The organism is Clostridium sp. LIBA-8553 (assembly GCF_057782465.1).
Genome location: NZ_CM173489.1, coordinates 2,431,760 through 2,457,532, shown reverse-complemented (window position 1 = coordinate 2,457,532; position 25,773 = coordinate 2,431,760). Strand labels below are relative to the sequence as shown.

The 25,773-nt window shown below is 30.1% G+C and carries 28 protein-coding genes; 25 read left to right on the top strand and 3 right to left on the bottom strand.

Going from position 1 to position 25,773, the window contains the following annotated elements; all coding sequences use genetic code 11:
* Nucleotides 1-9: 9 nt before the first annotated feature.
* The 5 genes from AC2JAQ_RS10870 to AC2JAQ_RS10850 all read left to right on the top strand — a co-directional run bounded on the left by AC2JAQ_RS10870 (nt 10) and on the right by AC2JAQ_RS10850 (nt 5,596).
* Nucleotides 10-1,656, top strand: coding sequence for a DAK2 domain-containing protein (locus AC2JAQ_RS10870; RefSeq protein ID WP_488456469.1), 1,647 nt, complete (start codon nt 10-12; stop codon nt 1,654-1,656).
* Between the two features lie 254 nt (nt 1,657-1,910).
* The gene (recG, locus tag AC2JAQ_RS10865) at nt 1,911-3,944 is read left to right on the top strand and encodes an ATP-dependent DNA helicase RecG (protein ID WP_488458798.1); all 2,034 of its coding nucleotides are present in this window, start codon (nt 1,911-1,913) and stop codon (nt 3,942-3,944) included.
* Between the two features lie 64 nt (nt 3,945-4,008).
* Nucleotides 4,009-4,566, top strand: coding sequence for a 16S rRNA (guanine(966)-N(2))-methyltransferase RsmD (gene rsmD, locus AC2JAQ_RS10860; RefSeq protein WP_488456468.1), 558 nt, complete (start codon nt 4,009-4,011; stop codon nt 4,564-4,566).
* Nucleotide 4,567: 1 nt separating this feature from the next.
* Nucleotides 4,568-5,062 (top strand): pantetheine-phosphate adenylyltransferase, encoded by a 495-nt coding sequence (gene coaD / locus AC2JAQ_RS10855; protein WP_488456467.1) that lies wholly within the window; start codon nt 4,568-4,570, stop codon nt 5,060-5,062.
* Between the two features lie 3 nt (nt 5,063-5,065).
* Nucleotides 5,066-5,596 (top strand): ATPase, encoded by a 531-nt coding sequence (locus AC2JAQ_RS10850; RefSeq protein ID WP_423237546.1) that lies wholly within the window; start codon nt 5,066-5,068, stop codon nt 5,594-5,596.
* On the opposite strand, the gene ylbJ is transcribed toward AC2JAQ_RS10850, so the two are convergent.
* Complete coding sequence (gene ylbJ / locus AC2JAQ_RS10845) at nt 5,579-6,739, bottom strand: sporulation integral membrane protein YlbJ (RefSeq protein ID WP_488456466.1); 1,161 nt, start codon at nt 6,737-6,739, stop codon at nt 5,579-5,581. The two genes, AC2JAQ_RS10850 and ylbJ, sit on opposite strands and share 18 nt — an antisense overlap.
* A 68-nt stretch (nt 6,740-6,807) precedes the next feature.
* Entirely contained in the window at nt 6,808-8,013 is a 1,206-nt protein-coding gene (locus AC2JAQ_RS10840) for a nucleotidyltransferase (RefSeq protein ID WP_488456465.1), read from the bottom strand.
* 235 nt (nt 8,014-8,248) lie between these two features.
* Here AC2JAQ_RS10840 and pta point away from each other — a divergent pair, with 235 nt between their 5' ends.
* The 20 genes from pta (at nt 8,249) to rnhB (ending at nt 25,299) form a co-directional block, all read left to right on the top strand.
* Entirely contained in the window at nt 8,249-9,250 is a 1,002-nt protein-coding gene (gene pta, locus AC2JAQ_RS10835) for a phosphate acetyltransferase (RefSeq protein ID WP_423237543.1), read from the top strand.
* A 90-nt stretch (nt 9,251-9,340) separates the two neighbouring features.
* Nucleotides 9,341-10,537: an acetate/propionate family kinase gene (locus AC2JAQ_RS10830; protein ID WP_488456464.1), complete on the top strand. Its 1,197-nt coding sequence runs from the start codon at nt 9,341-9,343 to the stop codon at nt 10,535-10,537.
* A gap of 119 nt (nt 10,538-10,656) precedes the next feature.
* The gene (locus AC2JAQ_RS10825) at nt 10,657-11,151 is read left to right on the top strand and encodes a YceD family protein (protein WP_488456463.1); all 495 of its coding nucleotides are present in this window, start codon (nt 10,657-10,659) and stop codon (nt 11,149-11,151) included.
* A 15-nt stretch (nt 11,152-11,166) separates the two neighbouring features.
* Nucleotides 11,167-11,349: a 50S ribosomal protein L32 gene (gene rpmF / locus AC2JAQ_RS10820; protein ID WP_488456462.1), complete on the top strand. Its 183-nt coding sequence runs from the start codon at nt 11,167-11,169 to the stop codon at nt 11,347-11,349.
* Between the two features lie 56 nt (nt 11,350-11,405).
* Nucleotides 11,406-12,425: a phosphate acyltransferase PlsX gene (plsX, locus tag AC2JAQ_RS10815; protein WP_488456461.1), complete on the top strand. Its 1,020-nt coding sequence runs from the start codon at nt 11,406-11,408 to the stop codon at nt 12,423-12,425.
* A gap of 76 nt (nt 12,426-12,501) precedes the next feature.
* On the top strand, nt 12,502-12,732 hold the full coding sequence (gene acpP, locus AC2JAQ_RS10810; protein ID WP_003458423.1) for an acyl carrier protein: 231 nt from the start codon (nt 12,502-12,504) through the stop codon (nt 12,730-12,732).
* A gap of 98 nt (nt 12,733-12,830) precedes the next feature.
* The gene (gene rnc, locus AC2JAQ_RS10805; RefSeq protein WP_488456460.1) at nt 12,831-13,544 is read left to right on the top strand and encodes a ribonuclease III; all 714 of its coding nucleotides are present in this window, start codon (nt 12,831-12,833) and stop codon (nt 13,542-13,544) included.
* On the top strand, nt 13,523-14,596 hold the full coding sequence (locus AC2JAQ_RS10800) for an elongator complex protein 3 (RefSeq protein WP_488456459.1): 1,074 nt from the start codon (nt 13,523-13,525) through the stop codon (nt 14,594-14,596). The genes rnc and AC2JAQ_RS10800 overlap by 22 nt, the downstream gene beginning before the upstream one ends.
* A 90-nt stretch (nt 14,597-14,686) precedes the next feature.
* A complete protein-coding gene (locus tag AC2JAQ_RS10795; protein ID WP_423237537.1) occupies nt 14,687-14,782 on the top strand; it encodes a DUF4044 domain-containing protein in 96 nt (31 codons plus the stop codon).
* A gap of 16 nt (nt 14,783-14,798) precedes the next feature.
* Nucleotides 14,799-18,356 (top strand): chromosome segregation protein SMC, encoded by a 3,558-nt coding sequence (gene smc, locus AC2JAQ_RS10790; protein WP_488456458.1) that lies wholly within the window; start codon nt 14,799-14,801, stop codon nt 18,354-18,356.
* Between the two features lie 13 nt (nt 18,357-18,369).
* Nucleotides 18,370-19,284 carry a signal recognition particle-docking protein FtsY gene (gene ftsY / locus AC2JAQ_RS10785; protein WP_488456457.1) on the top strand — a complete coding sequence of 305 codons (915 nt, stop codon included), beginning with the start codon at nt 18,370-18,372 and terminating at the stop codon, nt 19,282-19,284.
* Between the two features lie 206 nt (nt 19,285-19,490).
* A complete protein-coding gene (locus tag AC2JAQ_RS10780; RefSeq protein WP_488456456.1) occupies nt 19,491-19,829 on the top strand; it encodes a putative DNA-binding protein in 339 nt (112 codons plus the stop codon).
* An 11-nt stretch (nt 19,830-19,840) separates the two neighbouring features.
* A complete protein-coding gene (gene ffh, locus AC2JAQ_RS10775) occupies nt 19,841-21,199 on the top strand; it encodes a signal recognition particle protein (protein ID WP_488456455.1) in 1,359 nt (452 codons plus the stop codon).
* A gap of 33 nt (nt 21,200-21,232) precedes the next feature.
* Nucleotides 21,233-21,478: a 30S ribosomal protein S16 gene (rpsP, locus tag AC2JAQ_RS10770; protein WP_003458442.1), complete on the top strand. Its 246-nt coding sequence runs from the start codon at nt 21,233-21,235 to the stop codon at nt 21,476-21,478.
* Nucleotides 21,479-21,524: 46 nt separating this feature from the next.
* Entirely contained in the window at nt 21,525-21,752 is a 228-nt protein-coding gene (locus tag AC2JAQ_RS10765; protein ID WP_322502720.1) for a KH domain-containing protein, read from the top strand.
* A gap of 56 nt (nt 21,753-21,808) precedes the next feature.
* Entirely contained in the window at nt 21,809-22,306 is a 498-nt protein-coding gene (gene rimM, locus AC2JAQ_RS10760; RefSeq protein WP_423237532.1) for a ribosome maturation factor RimM, read from the top strand.
* Entirely contained in the window at nt 22,296-23,006 is a 711-nt protein-coding gene (gene trmD, locus AC2JAQ_RS10755) for a tRNA (guanosine(37)-N1)-methyltransferase TrmD (protein WP_423237531.1), read from the top strand. Before rimM ends, trmD begins: the two co-directional genes overlap by 11 nt.
* A 119-nt stretch (nt 23,007-23,125) precedes the next feature.
* Nucleotides 23,126-23,473, top strand: a complete 348-nt coding sequence (rplS, locus tag AC2JAQ_RS10750; RefSeq protein ID WP_423237530.1) for a 50S ribosomal protein L19 — start codon at nt 23,126-23,128, stop codon at nt 23,471-23,473.
* A gap of 146 nt (nt 23,474-23,619) precedes the next feature.
* Nucleotides 23,620-24,465, top strand: a complete 846-nt coding sequence (gene ylqF, locus AC2JAQ_RS10745; protein WP_423237529.1) for a ribosome biogenesis GTPase YlqF — start codon at nt 23,620-23,622, stop codon at nt 24,463-24,465.
* Nucleotides 24,466-24,480: 15 nt separating this feature from the next.
* Nucleotides 24,481-25,299, top strand: coding sequence for a ribonuclease HII (rnhB, locus tag AC2JAQ_RS10740; RefSeq protein ID WP_488456454.1), 819 nt, complete (start codon nt 24,481-24,483; stop codon nt 25,297-25,299).
* On the opposite strand, the gene AC2JAQ_RS10735 is transcribed toward rnhB, so the two are convergent.
* Complete coding sequence (locus tag AC2JAQ_RS10735) at nt 25,300-25,668, bottom strand: YraN family protein (RefSeq protein ID WP_488456453.1); 369 nt, start codon at nt 25,666-25,668, stop codon at nt 25,300-25,302.
* Nucleotides 25,669-25,773 lie beyond the last annotated feature (105 nt).

Below are 25,773 nucleotides of genomic sequence, written 5' to 3'. Positions count from 1 at the left end.
TAAAACAGAATGAAATTTAATAAAATAAATGGGGAACACTTGTATTATATGATGAGTAATGCAGCAAATAAGTTAGAGTTACAGAGTGAATATGTAAACTCTCTTAATGTTTTCCCAGTTCCAGATGGAGATACAGGAACAAACATGTCTATGACATTTAGGGCAGCTGTTAAGGAAATTGAAGGAATGAATAGCAAGAACATTGGAGAAGTTTCTAAGAAACTTGCTAAAGGTGCACTTATGGGTGCTAGAGGAAACTCAGGTGTTATTCTTTCACAAATCCTTAGAGGTATCTCAAAAGGGCTTGAAGGAAAAGAGGAAGTTGATGCAAGTGAATTCGCTAATTCACTTTTAGAAGGTAGCAAGTCAGCCTATAAGGCTGTAATGAGACCAACAGAGGGAACAATACTTACAATTGTTAGAACTGCTGGAGAAGTGGCTGTAGCTCTAAAAGAAGATGATATAACTGAGCTTATGAGAGAAGTTTGCAGAGAAAGCAAAATAATGCTTGATAAAACACCAGAAATGTTACCAGCGTTAAAGAAGGCTAAAGTTGTTGATTCAGGCGGAATGGGATTATTAATAATCCTTCAAGGAATACAAGAAGCTTTAGAAAATGATTTAAAAGTAACTACAGGAAAACCTCAAGCTGTTAAATCTTCAGTGGCTCAGGCTCAAAGAAGTGAAACTATGAGTGAAGAAGACATTAAATTTGGATACTGTACTGAGTTCATAATATTAGGAGATGCAACTCATGCAGAAGACTTCAGAGCAAAGGTTATAGAGCAAGGTGATTCTTTAGTTGTTGTTGGATATGAAGATGTAATTAAAGTTCATATTCATACAAATAATCCAGGAAAAGTTCTTGAAGAAGCAGTTAAATTTGGAGAACTTTCAAAGATTAAAATTGATAACATGAGAGAAGAGCATAGAGAAATGCTTGAAGGTATGTATGAAGAAGCCGCTGAAACAGAGGAAAGCGTTGCAGCTGAAGAATTTAAGAGATATGCATTTATATCAGTAGCAATGGGTGAAGGTATGAAAAACATATTTAAGGACTTAGGTGTTGACTATGTTATAGAAGGTGGTCAAACTATGAATCCAAGTACTCAAGATATGTTAGCAGCTATTGAAAAATTAAATGCTGAACACATATTCATTTTACCTAATAATAAAAATATAATTATGGCAGCTAACCAAGCAGCTGAAATTTCAGACAAGGATATAAGAGTTATACCAACTAAGACAATTCCTCAAGGAATAACTTGTATAACTATGTTTAACCCTGAGGCTGATGTAGAAGCAAATGTTGAAGAACTAAAAGAAGCTATGGAAATGGTTAAAACAACTTCTGTAACATATGCTGTTAGAGATACTGAAATTGATGGAAAAGAAATCAAAGAAGGTAATATTTTAGGCTTAGTTGAAGGTAAAATAAAAGAAGTTGGAGAGGATCCATATAAAGTAGCTGAGGATTTAATAGATTCTTTAGTTGATGAAGATTCAGAGTTAATTACTATATTCTATGGTAAAGACTGTGAAGAAGAAAAAGTTGATGCTTTAATTGAGAAGTTAGAAGAAAAATATGATGACTTAGATGTTCAATGCTATAATGGAGAACAGCCATTATACTACTTCATAATGTCAGTAGAATAATTGAGACTTAATAATTATTATATAAATTTTAGTTTTTGATAAAACTAATAGAAATAGAAATCTTATTATGGGGTTATAGCTATATTTTTATGGTTATAATCCTTTAATTTTGCAATTTTACTTTAATAATTGCCTATGTTTTCAAGTGCTATTTACTTAAAACATAATTTGAAAATTATTAATTAATCTTCATAGTTCTATGAAAATTAGATAGAAAGATTTAGTTAAACTTTTATCTGAAGGAGGGGATTAGGATTAATATATATGATGATATAGGATTTATAAAAGGTGTTGGACCTAAGCTTAAAGAAAAATTTAATAAAGTAGGAATATTCACTGTTTTAGATTTACTTTTATATTTTCCTAGAGATTATGAGTTTTTAACTGATGACATAAATCTAAATGGAGATACAAGTGGTGAAAAAGCTATTTTAAAATGTAGGGTTCAAAGTTATGGAAGCTCTATAAGAACTAGAAATGGAAAAACATTGACTACTATTAATTTTACATACAATAATTTAAAGGTTGTAGGAAAATGGTTTAATCAACCTTATATTAAAAGAAATTTTATTTTAGGTAATGAATATAATCTTATGGGGAAATTTAAGAAGGTTGGTAATACTTTAGAGGTGATTAATCCATTAATACCTTGTAAGGAAGCTAATAAAAGTGAAATATTACCTATATACACATTGAAAAATGGATTAACTAACAAGATAATAGTAAAGTTGATAAATGAAATACTTAAGAATATGATTATAAAAGAGAATTTACCTAATGAAATAGTTGATAAATATAAGCTTATTTCCTTAGATAAAGCCATAAGAAGTATCCATTTTCCAGAAGGAAGAGGAGAATTACAAAGTGCTATAAATAGATTGAAGTTTCAGGAACTCTTTACTTATTCTTTAAAGATAATAATGATGAAAACTCATATAAAGAAAGAAAATAGTGGTATAAGCTTTAAAATGAGTCCTCTTCTTAAAGAGTTAAAGGAATCATTACCATATACCTTAACTAATGCACAATCTAGAACTCTTAGAGAAATACTTATGGACCAAAAGAGAAATATTGCTATGAATAGATTGGTGCAAGGAGATGTTGGTTCAGGAAAAACCCTAGTTGCTTTAATATCTATGTTTAATGTATATATGAATGGATATCAAACAGTACTTATGGCACCTACTGAAATTTTAGCTAATCAACATTATGCTGAGGCTAAGAAATATTTAGATGCTTTTGGAGTAGATATAGAGCTTTTAACAGGTAGTACTAAAGAGAAGGAAAAGAAAAGAATAAAAGAAAAAATTGCTTCTGGAAAAGAAATAATGTTAATAGGAACTCATGCGATTATACAAGATGATGTTGAGCTTAATAATTTAGGCCTTGTAGTAACTGATGAACAGCATAGATTTGGTGTTGAACAAAGAAGCAAACTTATAAATAAAAATAAGAGAGCAGATGTTTTAGTAATGACAGCGACACCTATTCCAAGAACTCTTTCTTTATATTTATATAGTGATTTGGACATATCTATAATAGATGAACTTCCACCTGGAAGAAAACCAATAGATACTTTATTAGTAGATATGAACCATAGAATGAAGGCTTATGAATTTGCTTTGAAAGAAGTTAAGAAAGGAAGACAGTTTTATATAGTCTCTCCTTTAATAGAAGAAAATGAAAAACTTAATTTAAACGCTGTTGAGAAGATTTATGAAGAACTTAATGATGGTATATTTAAAGATGTAAGAATTGAGATTTTACATGGTAAAATGTCAGGAAAAGATAAGGAAGAAATCATAAATACCTTTAAAAAAGGGGAAATAAAAGGTATAATATCTACAACGGTTATAGAAGTAGGTGTTAATGTACCAAATGCTACAATGATGATTATAGAAAATGCAGAGAGATTTGGGCTAGCACAACTTCATCAGCTTAGGGGAAGAGTCGGAAGAGGAGAACATAAGTCATCTTGTATTCTCATAGCAAACACTAAAAATGATGTTACTAAGAGAAGGATGGAGATAATGACGGAAAGCTCAGATGGCTTCTACATAGCTGAGGAAGATTTGAAATTAAGAGGTGCAGGTGAAGTTTTTGGTATGAGACAGCATGGAGATGAAGGATTTATTTTGGCTAATGTAGTTGATGATATAAATATACTGAAATGTGCTAACCATGAAGCAAAATTAATCGTAAATAACATAAATGAAGATAATAAAAAACTTTGTACAGAAATAATGAGAGGAATTGAAAGAAATAGTAGATATATTTGTTTCAATTAGTAAATTGTTCAAAAACTAGTAATATGATAAAATAATTAAGGAAAATCAAAGGAGGACATAAAAAATGAGAATAATAGCAGGAAAAGCAAGAGGAAGAAAACTATTATCACCACCAACATATGAAACAAGACCAACACTAGATAGAGTAAAAGAATCAATGTTTAGCATGATTCAATGGGATATTCCTGATGCAGTAGTTATAGATGTTTTTGCAGGAACAGGAAGTTTAGGATTAGAGGCGGCAAGTAGAGGAGCTAAGGAATGCTACTTAGTTGATAAAAGTCCAGTAACATTTCCAGTTTTAAAGAAAAATATAGAGTCATTAGGATTCGGAGATTTTTGTCATGCTCTAAACACAGATGCTTATTCTGCATTAAGAAGTTTAGCTTCAAGAGGAAAAGTATTTGATTTAATGTTTATAGATCCTCCATACATGAAAAATCTTATTCCAGAAGCTATAGAGATAATAGAAGAGAAAAACTTACTTCAAGAAGATGGATTAATAGTTACTAAGATAGATTCAAGTGAAGAAATATTTGAAGGAACTGAAAAGATAAAACTTACAAAGGTTAAAAAATACGGAAATACAACAGTTTGCTTTTATAAAATAGAGGAGGACTAAAATGAGGGTAGGGGTTTATCCAGGAAGTTTTGACCCTATTACTAAAGGACATCTAGACCTTATTGAAAGAGCGGCAAGTAAATTTGATAAGGTCATAGTAGCTGTTCTTATAAACATAAATAAAAAAGGTATGTTTTCTATAGAAGAAAGGGTTAATCTTATAGAGAAATGTGTTGAGAAGTACCAGAATGTAGAGGTTAAGAGTTTCAATGGACTTTTAATCGATTTTGTAAGAAAAGAGAAAGCAGATGTAATAATAAAAGGACTAAGATCGGTAACTGATTTTGAATATGAATTCCAAATGGCGCTTATGAATAGAGAATTAGCAAATGAGGTTGAAACTGTATTTATGGTTACAAGTCCTAATTATTCTTATATAAGTTCATCTGCAATAAAGCAAGTTGCAAGTTTTAATGGAGAAATAAAGAATTTTGTTCCTAAGGAAATAGTAGAAGATTTAGAGGAAAGGATTAGTAGTTTAAGAGGGGAGGAGTAAGGTATGGATTCAGATGTTATGTTAGCATTAGATTATTTGAGGGATACTGTAGAGAATGCATCAAAAGTACCTATCACCGGTAAAGTAGTGGTTGATAGAAAAGAAATGATTGAATTTATAGATCAAATAACTAATTGTCTTCCGGATGAGATTAAGAAAGCACAATGGGTTTTAAGTGAAAAGGAAAGAATTTTAGCTGAAGCTAGAAAAGAAAATGAGAGTGTTAAGCAAGAAACTTACGAGATGATGAAAAAGAGGATTGAGAATCATAATATAGTAAAAGAAGCAGAATTAAGAGCCCAGGAGATAATAGCTAATGCTCAAAGACAAGCAAAAACTATTAGACTAGGCTCAAGAGAATATGCTGATGAAATATTATCTCAATTAGAAAATGAAATAGCAAATAAAAGAGAAGACTTTCTTAACCATATGAAGAACAATATGGAGAAATTTGCTATTGGTTTCACTGAAGACTTAGATAAAGCAACAAATGAAATAAGAAGTAACATTAGGGAATTAAGAGGCGATAAGTAATTTATACAAAATAGCCAATCCTAAGGTTATTCCTATAATAAGTATTAGTGGAGAAAGTGTAATTAAGAAAGAACTTTCTATCAAAAATACTGATATATTATTTTTAAATATAATATAGATAAAGAACATTAATACGAAAGAAATTATTCCTTGTAAAACTTTATAAAAAAAGTATTTTGTAATAGATACCTTTTCTTTATAGAAGAAAGAAGAGGTTTGAGCTATAATTGAAAGTCCACCAAAGGAACTTAAAAATGAAATCAAGGATAATTTGCTTAAAATTGATAAGTTACTAGAAGCAATTATGTTACAGCCGTTTGTGACCTCTATTCCTCCTAGAAATAAGCCATTAAATATATCTTCTGGTATGTTTAATAGTGAACTCAAACTTGTTAATGTTCCAGTTGAAATAAATAAGGTTTTTACCATGCTTATTATTACTGAAAACATAATTACGTATCCGCATAGGACAAGTATATTTAGTGAAGCGTCTTCAATAGATTTTTTTATTACTTCTCCTAGATTATAGTATGCTTTGCTTTCAGTAATTCCTTCATTAGTAAGAGAGATTTTTTTCTCTCTTTTTTTATTTTTGGTTATTATTCCTATGATAAATACTGAAATATAACTTGGTATTAATAGTAAATATCCTAAAGTAGAATTACCTAACATGGATGTGCCCACAGCCCCTAATAAAAATAAAGGTCCTATATTAGAAGCAATATTTATGAGACGCGAAAATTCATCATATTCTATAATTCCTTTTTTATATAAGTCTGTAGAATATTTTGCTCCTAATGGATATCCACAAAGAAAACTTGCTACCAAAGCAAAGCTACAAGGATAGCTTAATCCTAATGGTTTACACAGTATAGGGCCTAAAATTTTTGAGTATAATTTTATTCCATCTAGGTTAATTATCATATTGCAAATAACCATGAATGGAAACATTGTTGGAAGTACAGAGTTAAAAAATAACTTTGCACCAGCTAAGGATGCTTCCATGGAAAGTTTGGGATTAATTATGAAGTATATTACGGTTAGGGTTAGGAATAGGGAAAAAATAATATTGCTTTTTATCTTCAATAATTTTATTAAAATTATACTAAGTATTATTATAAGTAAAAATAAAATACTATACATGGTTTCCTCCTTTTGCGAAATCATATATAGTATTTATATTTAAGTACATATAATAATATTATTGTTATCTAAAAAATAATAGGACTATTTAAATAATCACTATTGATTTTAACAGATGGGTTTAAAAGACTATAAATATTAGTAGCTTTTATGTCAAAGTCTAATAGAGGGTCTGGTTTAGATTTTGATAATTTATTAACGATGTTTATTTCTGAATTTTGCTTAATCTCTTTTAAAATTTCTCTTCCTTTATTATTAAAACCTAAAATTCTTATATATTTAGGAGGTGATTTTCTAAGAGATAAAAGTTCATTATCTACACATAAAAGTACATGACATAAAATTCTATTAAGTCTAGTATAAGAATAGCGTTTACTCTTACATAAATTTATTAGTTCATCTAAAGAATTAGCTTTTCCTATATTTTGAACTATCTTATTATCTATTCCTTCAGATGCTTCAGGTATTTCCTTTAATATATTAGGATTACTTATTATAGCATATTTAACTAAATCAAACATTTTATCTAGGCTACTAAATGAAGAATTCTTAAGTATTTCATAACTATGAGCAGGCATAAATTCAAGACTTTCTTCTATATTTGATGTATAAATGCTCTTTCTTATAGCAGATGCAGAAGCTATTTCATTTTTAGATAGCTCATCTTTATTATAATCAGCTCCTAATCTTTTAATTGTAAAAGGTGTTATAGAACTTTTAAGTTTATAAAGGCTTTTACAATATTCTATACCTAATATATTATTAGAAGAATTTAAAACAGTTTCTAAATAAGAAAAGTCTATTTTAAAATTAGTACCTTCTAGATACTTCATTAAAGCTTTACTTCTAGCTTTTGGAAAAGGAAGGCCATCCTTTAATAACTCTTTTAAATATTCTTTAAATTCTTGTGGTTCATTGACAATTATTTCACTAAGTTTTTTTATTAAATCTATATCTCCACATTCAGAACCAAAGCAAAGGTTATCAACAATATTTAGAGAATTCAGTAAAGATACAGCTCCAAAGGCAAAGAACTCAGCAGATGAAGTTGCAAAAAGAGTTGGTAACTCTACTACTAAATCAACTCCTGCTTCTAAGGCCATTTTAGTTCTAGTCCATTTATCTGTTAGAGCTGGTAAGCCTCTTTGGACAAAGTTTCCGCTCATAACACAAATAACTCCATCACAATTTGTAATCTTTTTTGAATTTTTTAAGTGAAGTTCATGACCTAGATGAAATGGGTTATATTCAGTTATTATGCCGGTTATATTCATATTAAATCACCACTTTTTCATATTTTGATAAAAATATAATACCGTAATATGTAAAAATAATAAAGTGTATAAATTTTTGAGAAAATTCAGATAATTTTTAATATAAAAAAAATAATATGATACCGTTTTTTTGTTTGTTATCTGTTGAAAAATATATTAGTATAGGAGTATAGTATTATTAGTATTGTGTGTGATGACACATAACATCTGCTTTGACTTGAAAGGAGAAATGAACATGGAACTTATGAAACAAATATGGGAAAGTGCTAAAAATAATAGAAAAAAGATAGTACTTCCAGAAGGTGATGAAGAGAGAACTCTTATTGCTTCACAAAAAATAAAAGAAGAAGGACTTGCTGACGTTTATTTAGTAGGTTCAGAACAAGTAATTAGAGAAAAAGCTGAAAGTTTAGGAGTGAATTTAGACGGAGTAAACGTAGTTGATCCTGAGACTTCAGATAAATTAGAAACTTATATAAATGCTTTTTATGAGTTAAGAAAAGCTAAAGGAATGACAGTCGAAAAGGCTAGTAAAATCGTAAGAGATCCTTTATATTTTGGAACTATGATGGTAAAAATGGATGATGCAGACGGAATGGTATCAGGTGCTGTGCATACAACTGGTGACCTTTTAAGACCAGGTCTTCAAATAATAAAAACTGCTCCAGGAGTATCTGTAGTATCAAGTTTCTTCATAATGATGGTACCAGGATCAGAGTATGGAGAAGGTGGAATGTTATTATTCTCAGACTGTGCTGTTAACCCAAATCCAAATGCAGACCAATTAGCGGCAATAGCTATAGCTACTGCTGATACTGCTAAAAATCTTTGCAAAATGGATCCAAAGGTAGCAATGCTTTCATTCTCAACAATGGGAAGTGCTGATCATGATCTAGTAACAAAAGTAAGAGTTGCAACAGAAAAAGCTAAAGAATTAAGACCAGATTTAGATATCGATGGTGAATTACAATTAGATGCTGCCATAGTTGGAAAAGTAGCTGCTCAAAAAGCACCAAACAGTAAAGTAGCAGGAAATGCTAATGTTTTAGTATTCCCAGACTTACAAGCAGGAAACATAGGATATAAATTAGTTCAAAGATTTGCTAATGCAGAAGCTATTGGACCAGTTTGTCAAGGCTTTGCTAAACCTATAAACGACCTTTCAAGAGGATGTAGTTCAGAAGATATAGTTAACGTTGTTGCAATAACTGCTGTTCAAGCACAAGCAACTAAGTAGTAAGTGATTAGAATTTTATATAGATGGATAAAATTAAGATGAATTAAGCTTAATAAGCTGAGGTTATAAGTTTAATAGGAGGATTTTGTAATGAACGTATTAGTTATAAACTGCGGGAGCTCATCATTAAAATATCAATTAATAGATATGAATACTGAAAGTGCTTTAGCAACTGGATTAGTAGAAAGAATAGGATTAGAAGGGGCAAACTTAACTCAAAAGAGCGAAGGAAAAGATAAATATGAGATTATAGAACCAATGAAAGATCATCAAGATGCTATTAGATTAGTACTAGGAGCTTTAATAGATGAAAAGCATGGTGTTATAAAATCATTAGATGAAATAAACGCTATAGGACACAGAGTTGTTCATGGTGGAGAAAAATATGCTGAATCTGCTTTAGTTACAGATGACGTTATGAAAGATTTAGAAGAATGTGCTAAATTAGCACCACTTCATAATCCAGCAAATATAATTGGAATCAATGCTTGTAAAGCATTAATGCCAAATGTTCCTATGGTTGTTGTATTCGATACAGCATTCCATCAAACAATGCCAGAAAAAGCGTTCGTATATGCATTACCATATGAATTATATGAAAAAGAGCACATAAGAAAATACGGTTTCCATGGAACTTCTCATAAATATGTTTCAGCTAAAATTGCAGAAGCTATGGGTAAAAATATAGAAGACTTAAAAATAATAACTTGTCACTTAGGAAATGGTGCAAGTATTGCAGCTATAAAAAATGGAAAATGTATAGATACTACTATGGGATTCACACCTCTTGAAGGTTTAGTGATGGGAACTAGATGTGGAAGCATAGATCCAGCTGTAGTTACATACTTAATAGATGAATTAGGATATACTTCACAAGAAGTAAATACTTTAATGAACAAAAAATCAGGAATATTTGGAGTTTCAGGAGTAAGCAGTGACTTTAGAGATGTGGAAGCGGCTGCTGATAAAGGAAGTAAAGAAGCTCAAATAGCTTTAGATTTATTCAGAAACTCAGTTAAGAAAAATATAGGAGCATACATTGCAGAAATGAATGGATGTGATGTAATAGTATTTACTGCTGGTGTTGGAGAAAACTCAATTATAGAAAGAGGAGCTATATGTAGAGATTTAGAATTCTTAGGAATTGAGTTAGATGAAGAAAGAAACAATATAAGAGCTAAGGTTGCTGAAATAAGCAAAGAAGGTTCAAGAATTAAACTTTACGTAGTTCCAACTAACGAAGAATTAATGATAGCAAAAGATACAGTAAGTATTGTAAGCAAATAATTATAAAATGCTTGACTTTTAAATAGGTAATCAATATAATAAGATATGTGTTGTTTAGGAATAAACAATGCATATCTTATGTTAAGGAGCGTGAAAGTAGTTATTTAACTACGTAAATTATGAAATTAAATTTTTCAGAATTATGCTCAAAAAGAGAAAGAAGAAAATCATTAGATTTTGTTCTAGATTTAAAAAGCTTTGAATTTGAAGGCGAAAATATGAAGGTTGTAAAGCCTCTACATTTTACTGGTGAAGTTATATCTAGTGAGTCTTTTATAGAGTTAGTAGGTAACATTACTGGAGAACTTCAAATGAAGTGTTCAAGATGCTTAACAAATTTCTCTTATGAAGTATCTATAGATATGGATGAGAAATTTACAAATAATTCAAATCAAGAAGATGATTCTATTGCTTATGTAGAAGGTGACGAATTAGATGTTGCTGAAGCGGTAGTAGAAAACGTAATTTCAACCTTACCTATAAAAAGACTTTGCAGCATAGACTGTAAAGGGCTTTGTCAAAAATGTGGTATTGATTTAAATAAAGAAACATGCCAGTGTGACAATGAAGAAATTGACTTAAGAATGGCAAAGCTAATGGACTTGTTTAAGTAATAAGGAGGTGTAACAATGGGAAATCCAGCTAGAAAAACGTTCAGAGCAAAAAGAGATTCAAGAAGAGCTCAAACTTTCAAGGCGAGCTTACCAGGTATCGTAGAATGCCCACAATGTCATGAAATGAAAATGGCTCATAGAGTATGTGAAAACTGCGGACACTACAAAGGTAAAGAAGTAGTATCAGTTGAAGAATAAAAGAAAGTCTTATGACTTTCTTTTCTTTGTATATAGGAAAAAAAGGGGGTAAACTCATGAGAATTGCTGTAGATGGAATGGGAGGAGATCATTCCCCTAATGCAGTAGTTGAAGGGTGTGTTCAAGCATTAGAAGAATTTAAGGATATAGAGATAAGTATAACTGGTCCAGAAGATATTCTAAAAGAAGCCTTTTCAAAGTTTAAATATGATAAAGAAAGAGTTACTTTCATAGATGCAAAAGAAGTGATATCTACTAATGAGCATCCGGCTATGGCTGTTAAAAAGAAAAAGGATTCAAGTCTTGTTAAAGCACTTAGACTTGTTAAGGATAATGAGTGTGAGGCTGTTATATCAGCAGGAAGTACAGGTGCCTTTTTAACGGGATGTACACTTATTGTAGGAAGAATAAAAGGGGTTGAAAGACCTGCTTTAGCACCAGTTATGCCAGGGAAAAATGGTCCTTTTATGATAATTGATGCAGGAGCTAACGTTGACTCTAAACCTTCTTATTTAGTTCAATTTGCTAAAATGGGTGAGGTTTATTTTAAATCTGTTATGGGAGTTAGTAACCCTAAAGTTGGATTGGTTAATATTGGAGAAGAAGAAGAGAAAGGAAACGAGCTTACAAAAGCTACTTATCAACTTTTAAAAGAAGAAAAAGATATTAATTTCGTAGGCAATGTTGAGCCAAGAGAGGTTTCAACAGGAGATGTTGATGTTTTAGTTTGTGATGGATTCGTTGGAAATACTGTACTAAAAATGTACGAGGGAGTTGCTTCTACAATATTAAGTATGATTAAAGCAGAAGTAAAATCATCATTTTTAGCTAAGTTAGGAGTACCATTTTTAGCACCAGCGTTATTAAATCTTAAGAAAAAAATGGATTATAAGGAGTATGGTGGAGCACCATTTTTGGGTGTAAAGGGAATATGTGTAAAAGCACATGGAAGTTCCGATGCTAAGGCTTTCAAAAATGCAATAAGACAAGCGAAAATATTCCATGATAATGACTTAATTGGAAAATTAAGTGAGGAGATTGCGAAAAAAAGCTTTGATAATCAAAAAAATATTTAAAAATTATGTAATGCATATTGACTATGTATTTTATATATAATAATATTTTATTAGATTAACTTAGGAGGTGAATTGAATGTTTGATAAGTTAAAAGAAATTATTGCTGATAAATTAAGCGTAAACGAAGATGAAATAACTATGGAGTCAACATTTATAGATGATTTAGGTGCTGATTCTCTTGATATAGTTGAATTAATAATGGCTCTTGAAGAAGAGTTAGAAATGGAAATCCCAGATGAAGATGCTGAGGGCTTCAAAACAGTAGGAGATGTAGTAGAATACATTACAGAACATACAGAGAAGTAATAAAGTCCCGCATTAGGCGGGATTTTTAATTTAAGTTTATTCTTGAAGTTGTTTCAAAAACAACTTGAAGAATAAACCTTAAGGAGATGAATTTTAAGGTGAAAGAGATAAAATTAACAGAAGTTGAAAAGCTCATAGGAATTGAGTTTGAAAACAAAGGAGTGCTTATAACAGCATTGACGCATAGTTCTTATGCAAATCAATTTAAAGATGTAAAATACAATGAAAGATTAGAGTTTTTAGGAGATTCAGTTCTTCAGCTTTGTGTAACAAAGTATTTATTTAATAATTACAAGGAAAAATCAGAAGGTGAATTAACTAAAATAAGAGCTTTAGTAGTTTGTGAAAATTCTTTACATAAAGTTTCTAAAAGACTATTACTTGGAAAGTATATAAGAATGAGTAAGGGTGAGGAGTTAACTGGAGGAAGAGAAAGAACCTCAATTCAAGCCGATGCTTTAGAAGCGGTAATTGCGGCCGTTTATTTAGATAAGGGAATAGAGGTTGCAAATGAATTTATCTTAACAAACTTTAAAGATGTTATAGATAAGGCTATAAATGAAGAAATAATCTTAGACTTTAAGACTAGATTACAAGAGGTTCTTCAAAAAAATGGAGAAGTTAACATTGCTTATAATCTAGTTAAACATGAAGGTCCTCCTCATAGAAGAAAATTTTTTACTAATCTTATGATAAACGATGAGGTTATGGGCGAAGGTGTTGGATATAGCAAAAAAGAAGCAGAGCAAAATGCGGCTAAAGCAGCACTACAAAGGTTAGGTGAAATTAAATGGGAAAAAGACACTATATAATACCTATATTTGTTCCTCATGAAGGATGTCCTCATGATTGCGTTTTTTGTAATCAAGGGAAGATCACTGGGGAAAATAAGGAAATTATATTAGGGCCAAAGTACAAACAAGAGAACAAGGTTAATAGTGATTTTGTAAGAAAGACAATTGAAGAATATATAGAAACAATTGGCGAAGGTGATAGAGTATTAGAGGTTTCTTTCTTTGGAGGGACTTTTACTGCTATTGATATCAACAAGCAAAGAGAGCTATTAGCTGTTGCGAAAGAATACAAAGATAAAAAAATTATAGACTATATAAGATTATCTACTAGACCAGATTATATTGATGAGTTTATTTTAGATCATTTAAAGAATTATAGAGTTGATATAATAGAACTTGGAGTTCAATCTTTAGATAAGGAAGTATTACATAAATCAGGTAGAGGACATGGTTATGAAGAAGTTCTTGAAGCTTCTAAGCTTATAAAGGATTACGGATTTACATTAGGTCATCAAATAATGGTAGGTTTACCTGGGGATACTTTTGAGAAAGATATAGAAACAACAAAAGAATCTATAAAAATGAAACCTGATATATGTAGAATATATCCTGCTCTTACAGTTAAAAATACTCCCATGGAAGATATGTATTTAGAGGGAACTTATAAGCCATATACTTTAGAGGAAGCTGTATACATAAGTTCTAAGATTTATAAGATGTATAAGGAAAATCATACACAAGTTATAAGAATAGGTCTTCAGCCAACAGATAATATAGCTTTAGGAAAGGATATTGTAGATGGACCTTTCCATCCTGCTTTTAGAGAGTTAGTAGAAAGTAGTATTATAAATGAAAATATCTATAATATACTAAAGGATAAAAGTGGAGAGGTGATTATAAGGATTAGTAACAAGTCGGTTTCTAAACTTTATGCAGATAAGAAGAGATACTTCAATGAACTTAAAGACAAGGCAAAAAATTGTGAGTTGAAGGTTAAGGTAGAGAATTCTATGGAAGTAGATAAAATTAATATAGAAGTAGAATCAAAAGTATATAAAATAGATTTATAAATTATATGCCTTGGAGTTAATCTCTAAGGCTTTTTTTATTGATATTTTAATTAGCATAATATAAACTTATACCATGAGGAGTGAAGTGAAGTGAGAAAAAATACAAGAGAAAAAGTTATAAAATATACCATTATATTTATAATAATATGCTTTTTAGCAACTTTATTACCAGTTATGTTTATGTAAGGATAGGAGTGAATATATGTTTTTAAAATCTCTTGAGATAAGGGGATTTAAATCATTTGCTGATAAAACGGAATTAAATTTTAAGAAAGGGATAACTGCTATAGTTGGTCCTAATGGAAGTGGTAAGAGTAATGTATCAGATAGTGTAAGATGGGTTTTAGGAGAACAAAGTGCTAAAACTTTAAGAGGTGCTAAGATGGAAGATGTAATCTTCACTGGTACAGAATATAGAAAGCCTATAGGATATGCTCAAGTTTCCTTAACTTTAGATAATTCTTTAGGAGAACTTCCTTTAGATTATTTAGATGTAAAAGTTACTAGAAAATTATTCCGTTCCGGAGAAAGTGAATATTTAATAAATAATTCTCCTTGTAGACTAAAAGATGTGGTAAACCTATTTATGGATACAGGAATAGGAAAAGAAGGGTATTCGCTTATTGGTCAAGGTAAAATAGATAGTATTCTAAGTGGTAAGCCGGAAGATAGAAGAGCTATTCTAGAAGAAGCAGCAGGAATTGTTAAGTTTAAATCTAGGAAAGTTGAAGCTGAGAGAAAGTTAAAAAATACGGAAGAAAACTTAGTTAGAATAAATGACATAATCTTTACTTATGAGGAGAGGTTAGGTCCTTTAGAAGAAGAAAAGAATAAAGCATTAAGATATTTAGAACTTTCTAATGAGCTTAAACATAAAGAAATTTCATCTATTATGAGTGAACTTCATAGTATTGATGAGGTTATATCAAAGCAAAAAGAAAAGATACAAGATCTAATAGCTTTTAATGATAAACAAAAGGAAAAATATAAAACAGAAAGAGAAAAGATGTTTGCTTTAAAGGCAGAACTAGATTCTTTAGAAAATAGTCATTCTGAAAAGCAAGAAGAGTACTTTGCTAAGAAGGAAGAAATAAATAGAAGCTTAGGAAAAGTAAATCTTTTAAATGAAAGAATTAAGAATATTGATGAATTAGTTCTTAAAAATAAAGAAGAATTAGAAGAAAACAAGGAAAAGCTAAATAGCTTAATGAAGGAAAAGAATTCTATAGAGAAAGATTTTACTTCAAATAAAGATAAATTTGCTAAAGAATTAGAAGAAATTAATAAGTTAGAAAAGGAAGTCAATGAATTAAATTCTAAACTTATTTCTAAGGAAAAAGAAGTTAAGCAAATAAAGGATGAGGAGTTAGAGCTTTTAAGAAAAGTTTCTTCCTCTAAAAATAAAAAAACAATGTTAGAAAGTGAATTAAATAATTTAAATGAGAAGCTTGAATCTTCAAAGAATAAGCAAATAAATTATGATAATTCATTAAAAATAAATTTAGCAACTAAAGTAACTCTTCAAAAAGAACTTCAAAATATTGAACAAGAGAAGCAAAATAAAGAAAAAGAATTAAGAGAAAAAGAAAATCAGTTTAGAGAAGGACTTACTAGTATTAAGGAAACTCAAAATAAGTTAAACCAAGTTTTATCCAAAGGAAATAAACTTGAAGCTAATAAGGAAATGCTAAACAAGCTAGAGAAGCAGTATGAAGGGTATAATCTTTCTGTAAAGAAAATCATGGCTAGTGTAGATGCTGGGCGTGTTAAAATAAATAAAAATAAATGTAAGGTTTTAGGAGAAGTATTAGAAACTAAAGCTGGATATGAGACTGCTATTGAAATAGCTTTAGGTGGAAGTATTTCTAACATAATAACTGAAGATGAAGAAGTAGCAAAAATTCTTATTAACCATTTAAGAGAAAATAAATTAGGAAGAGCTACGTTTTTACCTTTATCAATAATAAGAGGTAAGAAGTTAGAACTAAGTAAAAATGTAGTTGAAAGTGAAGGATTTTTAGGAATAGCTTCAGATTTAGTTGAATTTAAAGAGGTTTATACTAATGTAATAAACTATGTATTAGGTAAAACCATAATATGTGATAATATAGATAATGCCATAAAGATTGCAAAGGTACTTAACTACAGGCACAAAATTGTTACTTTGTCTGGTGAAGTAGTAAACTCTGGTGGAGCTCTTACTGGTGGTAGTCTTTATCAAAAGAATACAGGTATAATGTCTAGAAAAAATGAAGTTAAGACATTAGAAGATGAACTGGTTAGAGTTAAAAATGAAGAATATATATTAACTAAAGAATTAGAGGAATTAAATAATCTTCAAGAGGATTTAAATAGACAGAGGAAAGAAATCACAGATAAGATATATGAAAAGAATTTAGAATTAGCAGATTTAAATAATAAGATTAAAAATGTTAACGATGAAACTTTCAAAATAAAAAATTCTATAAAATCTTTAGAGTTAGAACTGAGAGATACTGATTCAAGAAAAGCCAAGATAGAAAAAGAGATAGAATTGGTTAGTGAAAAAATTAGCCAGGTTGAGAATAAGGAAGTAACTAATTCGCAAAGGATTAAAGAACTAGAGAAGAAGTGTGAAGAACTTTCAAAAACTCTTTCTAAGCATAAAGATAGATTAACTAATATGAAAATAAACAAGGCTAAACTTCAAGAAGTTATTGAGGGAAGAGAAAAAGAAGCTTCTAGAATAAATTCTTCTATAGAAGATATAGAAAATAAAATTGTTAATATTACTAAGTACTTAGAAGAGATTAAATCTAATAAGGAAGAAAGTAAGAAGGAAATAACTTTATGCGAAAAGTTTATAAAGGATGAAGAGGGAAATATACTTACTCTTGAGGAAAACTTTAAATCCTTTGAACTTAAAAAAGGTAAGTTGAAAGAAAATATTAACTTAGTAGAAAATGCTATAGAAGTTCTTTCAGTTGAAATAGCCAAAAAGGAAGAAGAAGTTCATAAGAATGATATAACATACACTAAACAGGAAAATGAAAAAAATATTTTAAATAAGAGACTTTTAGAGGAGTTTAATACAAGTTTTCATGAGGAGAAAAATAGGTTTAAGCCTATTGAAGATATTAATGCTCATAAATCAAGAATAACAACTCTTAAAGCTAGAATAACTGGATTAGGTAATGTAAATGTAAATGCTATAGAAGAATTTAAAGAAATATCCGAGAAGCACAATTTTATGGCTACAGAAAGAGATGACTTAGAGAAGGCTAAGGAAGAACTTTTAAATGTTATAGAAGAGATGACTTCTAAGATGAGAGTAGTATTTAGACAGAACTTTAATATTTTAAATAAATTATTTGATGAAACTTTCAAAGAATTATTTAAAGGTGGTAGTGCAAAACTTGTTTTAGGTGAGGGTGATGAGCTCACAGGAAACATAGATATAAATGTTCAACCACCTGGTAAAAAGCTTCAGAACATAAATCTTATGTCTGGAGGAGAGAAGGTTTTATCTGCTATAGCCTTATTATTCTCAATATTAAAGATGAAACCTACACCGTTCTGTATTCTAGATGAAATTGAGGCTGCCTTAGATGATGCCAATGTAAGAAGGTATGCAGAGTTTTTAGGCAAGTTTAGAGATAATACGCAGTTTATAGTAATAACTCACAGAAAGGGTACTATGGAAGCTGCTGATATTATGTATGGAGTCACTATGGAAGAGAAGGGTATATCTAAAATTGTTTCAGTAGACTTAGACAAATAGAGGAGGACAAAAAATGTTTGGAAAATTATTTGATAAATTAAAAACTGGATTAACAAAAACAAGAGACAACTTAACAGATAAAATAAATGAGGCTTTAAATTTAGCTGTTACTATAGATGATGATATGTATGAAGAACTTGAAGAAGCTCTTATAATGTCAGATATAGGAATGGATACAACTGTTGAAATAATAGACAGATTAAAAGCTAAGATAAGAAAAGAAAAAATAAATGATGTTGAAATGGTTAAACCAGCTTTAAAGGAAGTTATTGCAGAAATGATGCTAGAAGGTGACTATGAAGAGGAAGAAGAGGATAACGAAAAGAAAGTTATGCTTATAATAGGGGTTAATGGAGTTGGTAAAACTACTTCAATAGGTAAAATAGCTGCTAGAAATAAAAATAATGGTAAGAAAGTATTATTAGCTGCGGCAGATACTTTCAGAGCGGCTGCTATAGATCAATTAGATATTTGGAGTCAAAGAGCTAATGTTGATATAGTTAAACACCAAGAAGGATCAGATCCAGCGGCTGTTGTATTTGATGCTGTTCAAGCTGCTAAGGCTAGAAATGTAGATTTATTAATATGTGATACAGCAGGAAGACTTCATAATAAGAAAAACCTTATGGATGAGTTAGCTAAGATAAATAGAATAATAGATAGAGAGTTAGGAGATAGAAAAAAAGAAACTCTTCTAGTATTAGATGGAACAACAGGACAAAATGCTGTTATTCAAGCAAAACAATTTATGGAAGCCTGTCCTATTGATGGTATAATATTAACTAAATTAGACGGAACAGCTAAAGGTGGAGTTGTTATATCAATAAAGAACACTTTAAATATTCCAGTTAAGTATATTGGTGTTGGAGAAGGTGTAGAAGATTTACAAAAATTCAATGCTAAAGAATTTGCAGAAGCATTATTATAATTTAGGTTTTAATTAAAACTTATATTTAATTTTGAAAAAGAATAAAAATTTTTTTTAAAATATTATCTTGCTGTAATTTATTTATATTGAAAAGTAGTAATTATCTAGCTTGATGGGGATAATATTAAAAATATAAGTGTTAAGTAAAAATACTTGACACTTATAAAAATATTTGTTATTATCTTATTCGTGAGCAAGGTGGTTATATGGAAAATAGATTTGAAATATCAATATTAATAGATTACTATGGAACATTGCTTACGGAAAAGCAGTTTAATGTTATGACCCTTTATTATAATGAAGATTTGTCATTAGCAGAAATTGCTGAAATTAATAAAACCAGTAGGCAAGCAATTTATGATTTGATAAAAAGATGCTGTAAGCAACTACACTCTTATGATGAAAAATTACAATTATCAAAAAAATATGATAAAAAGTATAGAATTAAAGAGGAGCTTATGGCAGAATTAAATAAGAACTCCAATTTGAATGAAGATATTAAAAAATATATAAATGAAAAGTTGGAGGAGATTATAAACGCTTAGGAGGGTTAAGCATGGCTTTTGATGGTTTAGCGTCTAAATTACAAGATACGCTTAAAAAGTTAAAGGGTAAAGGAAAGCTAACAGAAAAAGATATAAAAGAAGCCATGAGAGAAGTAAAGCTCGCTCTTTTAGAAGCTGATGTTAACTTCAAAGTGGTAAAAAAGTTTATATCAAGTGTTAAAGATAAATGTGTTGGTGAGGAAGTATTAAATAGTTTAACTCCAGGTCAACAGGTTATTAAGATAGTTAATGAAGAACTAACAACTCTTATGGGTGAAACTGAAAGTAAGTTAAAATACTCAGATAATGGACCAACAGTGTTCATGTTAGTAGGTCTTCAAGGTGCAGGTAAAACTACTATGGCAGGAAAGCTTGCATTACACTTAAGAAAGAAAAACAAAAAGCCATTACTTGTGGCTTGTGATATATATAGACCTGCAGCTATAAAGCAATTGCAAGTTGTAGGAAAACAAATAGATATACCAGTATTCTCAATGGGAGATAAGGTTAAGGCAGTTGATATTGCTAAGGCAGCAATAGAACATGCTAAAGATAATGGAAATAACGTTGTTATTATAGATACCGCTGGTAGACTTCATATAGATGAAGATTTAATGCAAGAGTTAAAAGATGTTAAGGAAGTTTCAAATCCTAGTGAAATATTATTAGTTGTAGATGCTATGACAGGTCAAGATGCTGTAAATGTAGCTGAGACATTTAATAATTCATTAGATCTTTCAGGAATAATATTAACAAAGCTAGATGGTGATACAAGAGGTGGTGCTGCTCTTTCAATAAGAGACATTACTGGCAAACCAATAAAGTTCGTCGGTGTTGGAGAAAAGATGAGTGATATCGAAGTATTCCATCCAGACAGAATGGCTTCAAGAATATTAGGGATGGGAGACGTACTCTCTTTAATAGAAAAAGCTCAGCAAGCTATTGATGAGGAAGAAGCAAGCAAGTTAAGCGAAAAGATGTTAAATCAAGAGTTTAACTTTGATGATTACTTATCAGCTATGGATCAAATGAAAAAGCTTGGACCTATAAATAAGCTAATAGAAATGATTCCTGGTGTGAATTCAAAAGAACTTGAAGGCATTGACTTTTCTCAAGGAGAAAAACAAATGGCTACAGTTAAAGCAATCATACAGTCAATGACAGCTAAAGAAAGAAAGCATCCATCTTTAGTTATAGGAAATGGTTCAAGAAAAAGAAGAATAGCTAAAGGTTCTGGTACTACAGTACAAGAGGTAAACAAAGTCTTAAAAGGCTATGAAATGATGAAAAAGCAAATGAAGCAAATGAAATCATTCCAAAAAAATGTTAATAAAAAGGGATTTTTAAATAAACTTCCTTTTATGAAATAAATTGAACACACTTTTGAAGGAGGTGAAAATGTAATGGCAGTTAAAATAAGATTAAGAAGAATGGGTGCTCACAAAGCTCCTTTCTACAGAGTAGTTGTTGCTGATTCAAGAAGTCCAAGAGACGGAAGATTCATCGAAGAAATTGGATACTACAACCCAATCGCTAAGCCAGAAGCTGAAGTTAAAATAGACGCTGAAAAGGCTGCTAAGTGGTTAGGAAATGGTGCTCAACCAACTGATATAGTTAAAAAGTTATTCAACCAAGCTGGTATAAAATAATTTTCCTTAGGGAGGTGGATCTACTTAATTTATTAAGTAGGGTAATATGAAAGAATTAGTTGAAATACTTGCTAAGTCACTAGTAGATAAACCTGAAGATGTTCATGTAAATGAGATCACAGGCGAGCAATCAATCATATTAGAACTAAAGGTATCACCTGAAGATATGGGAAAAGTTATTGGAAAGCAAGGTAGAATTGCCAAGGCTATCAGAACAGTAGTGAAAGCTGCTGCAATTAAAGAAAATAAAAAAGTTGTAGTAGAGATCATTTAAAAAAGAGTTAGGGGAATACCTAACTCTTCTTTTATATACAGAAAAGGGGTGTAGTAATGGACAATTTATTAGTAGTTGGTCAAATAATAAACACTCATGGATTAAGAGGAGAAATGAAGGTTATGCCTCTAACTGAAGACATGAGAAGATTTGATTACTTAGAGTATGTTATCTTAAAAGGAAAAAAAGTTAAAGTAGAGGGCGTAAAATACTTTAAAGATAAAGTTATACTTAAATTAGAAGGAATAAACTCAATAGAGGAAGCTGAAAAATTAAAAAGAACTTATTTAGAAATAGACCGTGAAGATGCTATAGAACTTGAAGAAGATGAATATTTCATAGTTGATTTAGTTGGATGTACTGTTGTTGATACAGAAGGATTTGAATACGGAAAAATCAAAGATGTTATACAAACTCCGAGTAATGATGTTTATTGGGTTCAAGGAAATAAAGAGGTTTTAGTTCCAGTTTTAAAGGATATAGTTTTAGATATTAATATGGATGAAAAATTAATAACTATTAGACCTTCTGGAGAGTGGCAATATGAAGATTAATATTCTTACCTTATTTCCAGAGATGTTTGATATATTTAAACATAGCATAATAGGAAGAGCTCAAGAAAATGGTTTTCTACATATAGAAGCAGTAAATATAAGGGATTATACTTTAAATAAACATAAAAAGGTTGATGACTATCCTTATGGTGGAGGAGCTGGAATGGTTATGACTCCTCAACCTGTTGTAGATGCTATAAAGGCTGTTAAAGAGAAAAATAAGGGTAAAGTTATATTCTTAGGACCAAGAGGAAAAACTTTTAACCAAGAGATGGCTAAGGAGCTTTCTAAAGAAGAGAATCTTATTTTTGTCTGTGGACATTATGAGGGAATAGATCAAAGGGTTTACAAATATTTTGATTTAGAAATTTCTCTTGGAGATTTTGTATTAACAGGTGGAGAAATGGCATGTATTCCAGTTGTTGATAGTATAGCTAGATTAGTACCAGGAGTTTTAGGAAGTGAAGAGAGTTTCCAAGATGAGAGTTACTATGATGGAACCTTAGAATACCCACAATATACCAGACCGCTTGAGTTTGAAGGGGAAAAAGTACCAGATGTTCTTATGTCAGGTCATCATGAAAATATAAGAAAGTGGAGAAGAAAGCAATCACTTCTTATAACAAAGGAAAGAAGACCTGATATGTTTGAAAAAATAAAACTTTCAAAAGAAGATATAAAATTATTAAAATCAAAATAAATATATTGATTAAAGAATATAAGTATGATAGAATAAACTTCGTGCTAGTACCGGCGGTCCTCTGTCACAGAGTGTGTTAAGAACGTCAAAATTTTTTAGATATCAAGGAGGAATGCACAATGAACGAAATCATAAGAGCAATCGAAAAAGAACAAATCAGAGAAGATTTAACTCAATTCAACATAGGTGACACTATAAAAGTTCACGTTAGAATCAAAGAAGGTAACAGAGAAAGAATCCAAGTATTCGAAGGAACTGTTATCAAGAAACAAAACGGTGGATTAAGAGAAACTTTCACAGTAAGAAGAGTTGCTTACGGTGTAGGTGTTGAAAGAACTTTCCCAATCAACGCTCCAATCATCGAAAAGATTGATGTTGTAAGAAGAGGTAAAGTAAGAAGAGCTAAGTTATTCTACTTAAGAGACAGAGTAGGTAAAGCTGCTAAGGTTAAAGAATTAACTAGATAATTTAAACATAAACTGGGACTAGTGAATAGTCCCATTTTTTGTTTGTATAAAAACATTAGAATTTCACATTAAACAATATTGATTTAATTTGTTTAAGATAATATATTAGATATAGCCTAAAATAAAAAATGGAAGGGTGATTTATTATGGCAATAAACTGGTTCCCTGGCCATATGGTCAAAACGAAGAGAGAAATACAGAACAATTTAAAGCTTGTAGATGCTGTTATAGAGATTAGAGATGCTAGAATACCTAAGTCTTCTAAGAACCCAGATATAGATACGCTATGTGCTGGTAAGCCTAGAGTAATACTTTTAAATAAAAGTGATTTAACAGATCCTAAGGTAACTAAGGCGTGGAAAGAAAGCTTAACTAACGAAGAAACAATTGTTTTAGAAGTAAACGCTTTAAAAGGTGAAGGATTAAATGCTATAAAACCTGCTCTTTTAAAACTTCTAAAAGAAAAGCATGATAGATTAAGAGCTAAGGGGTTAGTTAAAATAACTACTAGAGTTATGGTTGTTGGAATTCCTAACGTTGGTAAGTCAACATTCATAAATAAAATGGCTAAGAACAACATAGCTAAAACTGGAGATAGACCAGGGGTTACTAAGAATAAACAATGGATAAAAACTAAGTTAGGTATAGAGCTTATGGATACGCCAGGAGTTCTATGGCCTAAATTTGAAGATGAAACTGTTGGATTAAACTTAGCCTTCACTGGAGCTATAAAAGATGAAATAATGGATACTGAAGAACTTGCACTTAAACTAGTAGAAAGACTTCAAGAAACAAATCCAGAAGAATTAATGACTAGATATAAGCTTACAGAACTTCAAGAAAATCCATTAGATAACTTAGATGCTATAGCTAGAAAAAGAGGAGCTATAATGTCAGGTAATCAAATAGATTATAATAGAATTGCAGGAATAATCTTAGATGAATTTAGAGGCGGAAAAATAGGAAGAATATCTTTAGAAAAACCAGAATAGGAAGTAGGGTTTATTATGGATAATTTAATAAAAGATATAAAAGAAAATTTAAATTCATACTCTTTCAAGGTTATAAGTGATTTAGTGAAAGACTTAGAGATAAAAAGAGACAATAAAGCTGAAGTAAAAGAGATTTCTAATTTATTAAAAGAGGATAAAAGAAAGAATGTATCTTCTTTAGGTAATAGATTAGAGAAGAATCTAAATAGCCTTATTAGAGAGGAAGAAAGAGTTAAAAATATGTATCTTTTTGATAAGAGTTTTGGCGATTATACTCATGTTGCTGGAGTTGATGAGGTTGGAAGAGGACCATTAGCGGGACCTATAGTTTCAGCAGCAGTAATATTAGATTCTAGTGACTTAGAAGATATAATACTTTACATAAATGACTCTAAGAAATTATCAGAGAAAAAAAGAGAAGAATTAAGTGAAATCATAAAAGAAAAGGCTTTAAGTTATTCTATTGCTATGTGTGATAATAATGAAATTGATGAAAAGGGCATAGGATATTGCAATAATGAGGTCTTTATAAGGGCTTGTGAAGGCTTGAGTGTAAAGCCAGATTTAGTTCTTTCTGATGGATACTTAATAAAGAATTTTAATGGAGAGAATAAGCATGTTATAAAAGGTGATACAAAGAGTGCTTGCATAGCATGTGCTTCAATAATTGCAAAAGTATATAGGGATAATATCATGAAGGAATATCATAATAAATATCCACAATATGACTTTGAGAAAAATGTTGGGTATGGAACTAAAACTCATGTAGATGCATTAAATGAATACGGTCCTACGGATATACATAGAATGAGTTTTTTAAAAAACATTTTATAACTATAATCTGAAAGCATCTTTTAAAAAGTTTAATTCATATTTAGAACAATTAAAGTTAAAATTAATTTCAATAACATCAAATCTAATATAGTAATTGTAGAATTTTTTTAGGTGTAGATAATATTTTGAAGCAGCTATTATTCTACGTTGTTTATGGCAGGTTACTGATTCTTTTGGGTTTCCAAAAGACTTGGTAAACCTGCTTTTTACTTCTATAAAAGATAAAATTTCATTTTTAAGAGCTATTATATCAATTTCCCCAGAGGAGCAATTAAAATTTTTTTCTAAAATTGAATAACCTTCTTTTTTCAGAAAATCCACACCAATTTCTTCACCATAAGAACCTATTGATTTATTATATTTTTTCATTGAATCACCTCATCTAAATTTTTAACAATGAAATATTAATTTAAACACTTAATTAGTTTAATGTTTAAAAAGTTTTTTTATGGACAGTATGATTTTTGAAAGTAT

Coding starts and splice junctions, on each gene's coding strand:
- AC2JAQ_RS10870 (WP_488456469.1), top strand. CDS start 10: ATGAAATTTAATAAAATAAATGGGGAACACTTGTATTATATGATGAGT.
- rsmD (WP_488456468.1), top strand. CDS start 4,009: ATGAGAATAATAGCAGGAAAAGCAAGAGGAAGAAAACTATTATCACCA.
- coaD (WP_488456467.1), top strand. CDS start 4,568: ATGAGGGTAGGGGTTTATCCAGGAAGTTTTGACCCTATTACTAAAGGA.
- AC2JAQ_RS10850 (WP_423237546.1), top strand. CDS start 5,066: ATGGATTCAGATGTTATGTTAGCATTAGATTATTTGAGGGATACTGTA.
- ylbJ (WP_488456466.1), bottom strand. CDS start 6,739: ATGTATAGTATTTTATTTTTACTTATAATAATACTTAGTATAATTTTA.
- AC2JAQ_RS10840 (WP_488456465.1), bottom strand. CDS start 8,013: ATGAATATAACCGGCATAATAACTGAATATAACCCATTTCATCTAGGT.
- pta (WP_423237543.1), top strand. CDS start 8,249: ATGGAACTTATGAAACAAATATGGGAAAGTGCTAAAAATAATAGAAAA.
- AC2JAQ_RS10830 (WP_488456464.1), top strand. CDS start 9,341: ATGAACGTATTAGTTATAAACTGCGGGAGCTCATCATTAAAATATCAA.
- AC2JAQ_RS10825 (WP_488456463.1), top strand. CDS start 10,657: ATGAAATTAAATTTTTCAGAATTATGCTCAAAAAGAGAAAGAAGAAAA.
- rpmF (WP_488456462.1), top strand. CDS start 11,167: ATGGGAAATCCAGCTAGAAAAACGTTCAGAGCAAAAAGAGATTCAAGA.
- plsX (WP_488456461.1), top strand. CDS start 11,406: ATGAGAATTGCTGTAGATGGAATGGGAGGAGATCATTCCCCTAATGCA.
- acpP (WP_003458423.1), top strand. CDS start 12,502: ATGTTTGATAAGTTAAAAGAAATTATTGCTGATAAATTAAGCGTAAAC.
- AC2JAQ_RS10800 (WP_488456459.1), top strand. CDS start 13,523: ATGGGAAAAAGACACTATATAATACCTATATTTGTTCCTCATGAAGGA.
- smc (WP_488456458.1), top strand. CDS start 14,799: ATGTTTTTAAAATCTCTTGAGATAAGGGGATTTAAATCATTTGCTGAT.
- ftsY (WP_488456457.1), top strand. CDS start 18,370: ATGTTTGGAAAATTATTTGATAAATTAAAAACTGGATTAACAAAAACA.
- AC2JAQ_RS10780 (WP_488456456.1), top strand. CDS start 19,491: ATGGAAAATAGATTTGAAATATCAATATTAATAGATTACTATGGAACA.
- ffh (WP_488456455.1), top strand. CDS start 19,841: ATGGCTTTTGATGGTTTAGCGTCTAAATTACAAGATACGCTTAAAAAG.
- rpsP (WP_003458442.1), top strand. CDS start 21,233: ATGGCAGTTAAAATAAGATTAAGAAGAATGGGTGCTCACAAAGCTCCT.
- AC2JAQ_RS10765 (WP_322502720.1), top strand. CDS start 21,525: ATGAAAGAATTAGTTGAAATACTTGCTAAGTCACTAGTAGATAAACCT.
- rimM (WP_423237532.1), top strand. CDS start 21,809: ATGGACAATTTATTAGTAGTTGGTCAAATAATAAACACTCATGGATTA.
- trmD (WP_423237531.1), top strand. CDS start 22,296: ATGAAGATTAATATTCTTACCTTATTTCCAGAGATGTTTGATATATTT.
- rplS (WP_423237530.1), top strand. CDS start 23,126: ATGAACGAAATCATAAGAGCAATCGAAAAAGAACAAATCAGAGAAGAT.
- ylqF (WP_423237529.1), top strand. CDS start 23,620: ATGGCAATAAACTGGTTCCCTGGCCATATGGTCAAAACGAAGAGAGAA.
- rnhB (WP_488456454.1), top strand. CDS start 24,481: ATGGATAATTTAATAAAAGATATAAAAGAAAATTTAAATTCATACTCT.
- AC2JAQ_RS10735 (WP_488456453.1), bottom strand. CDS start 25,668: ATGAAAAAATATAATAAATCAATAGGTTCTTATGGTGAAGAAATTGGT.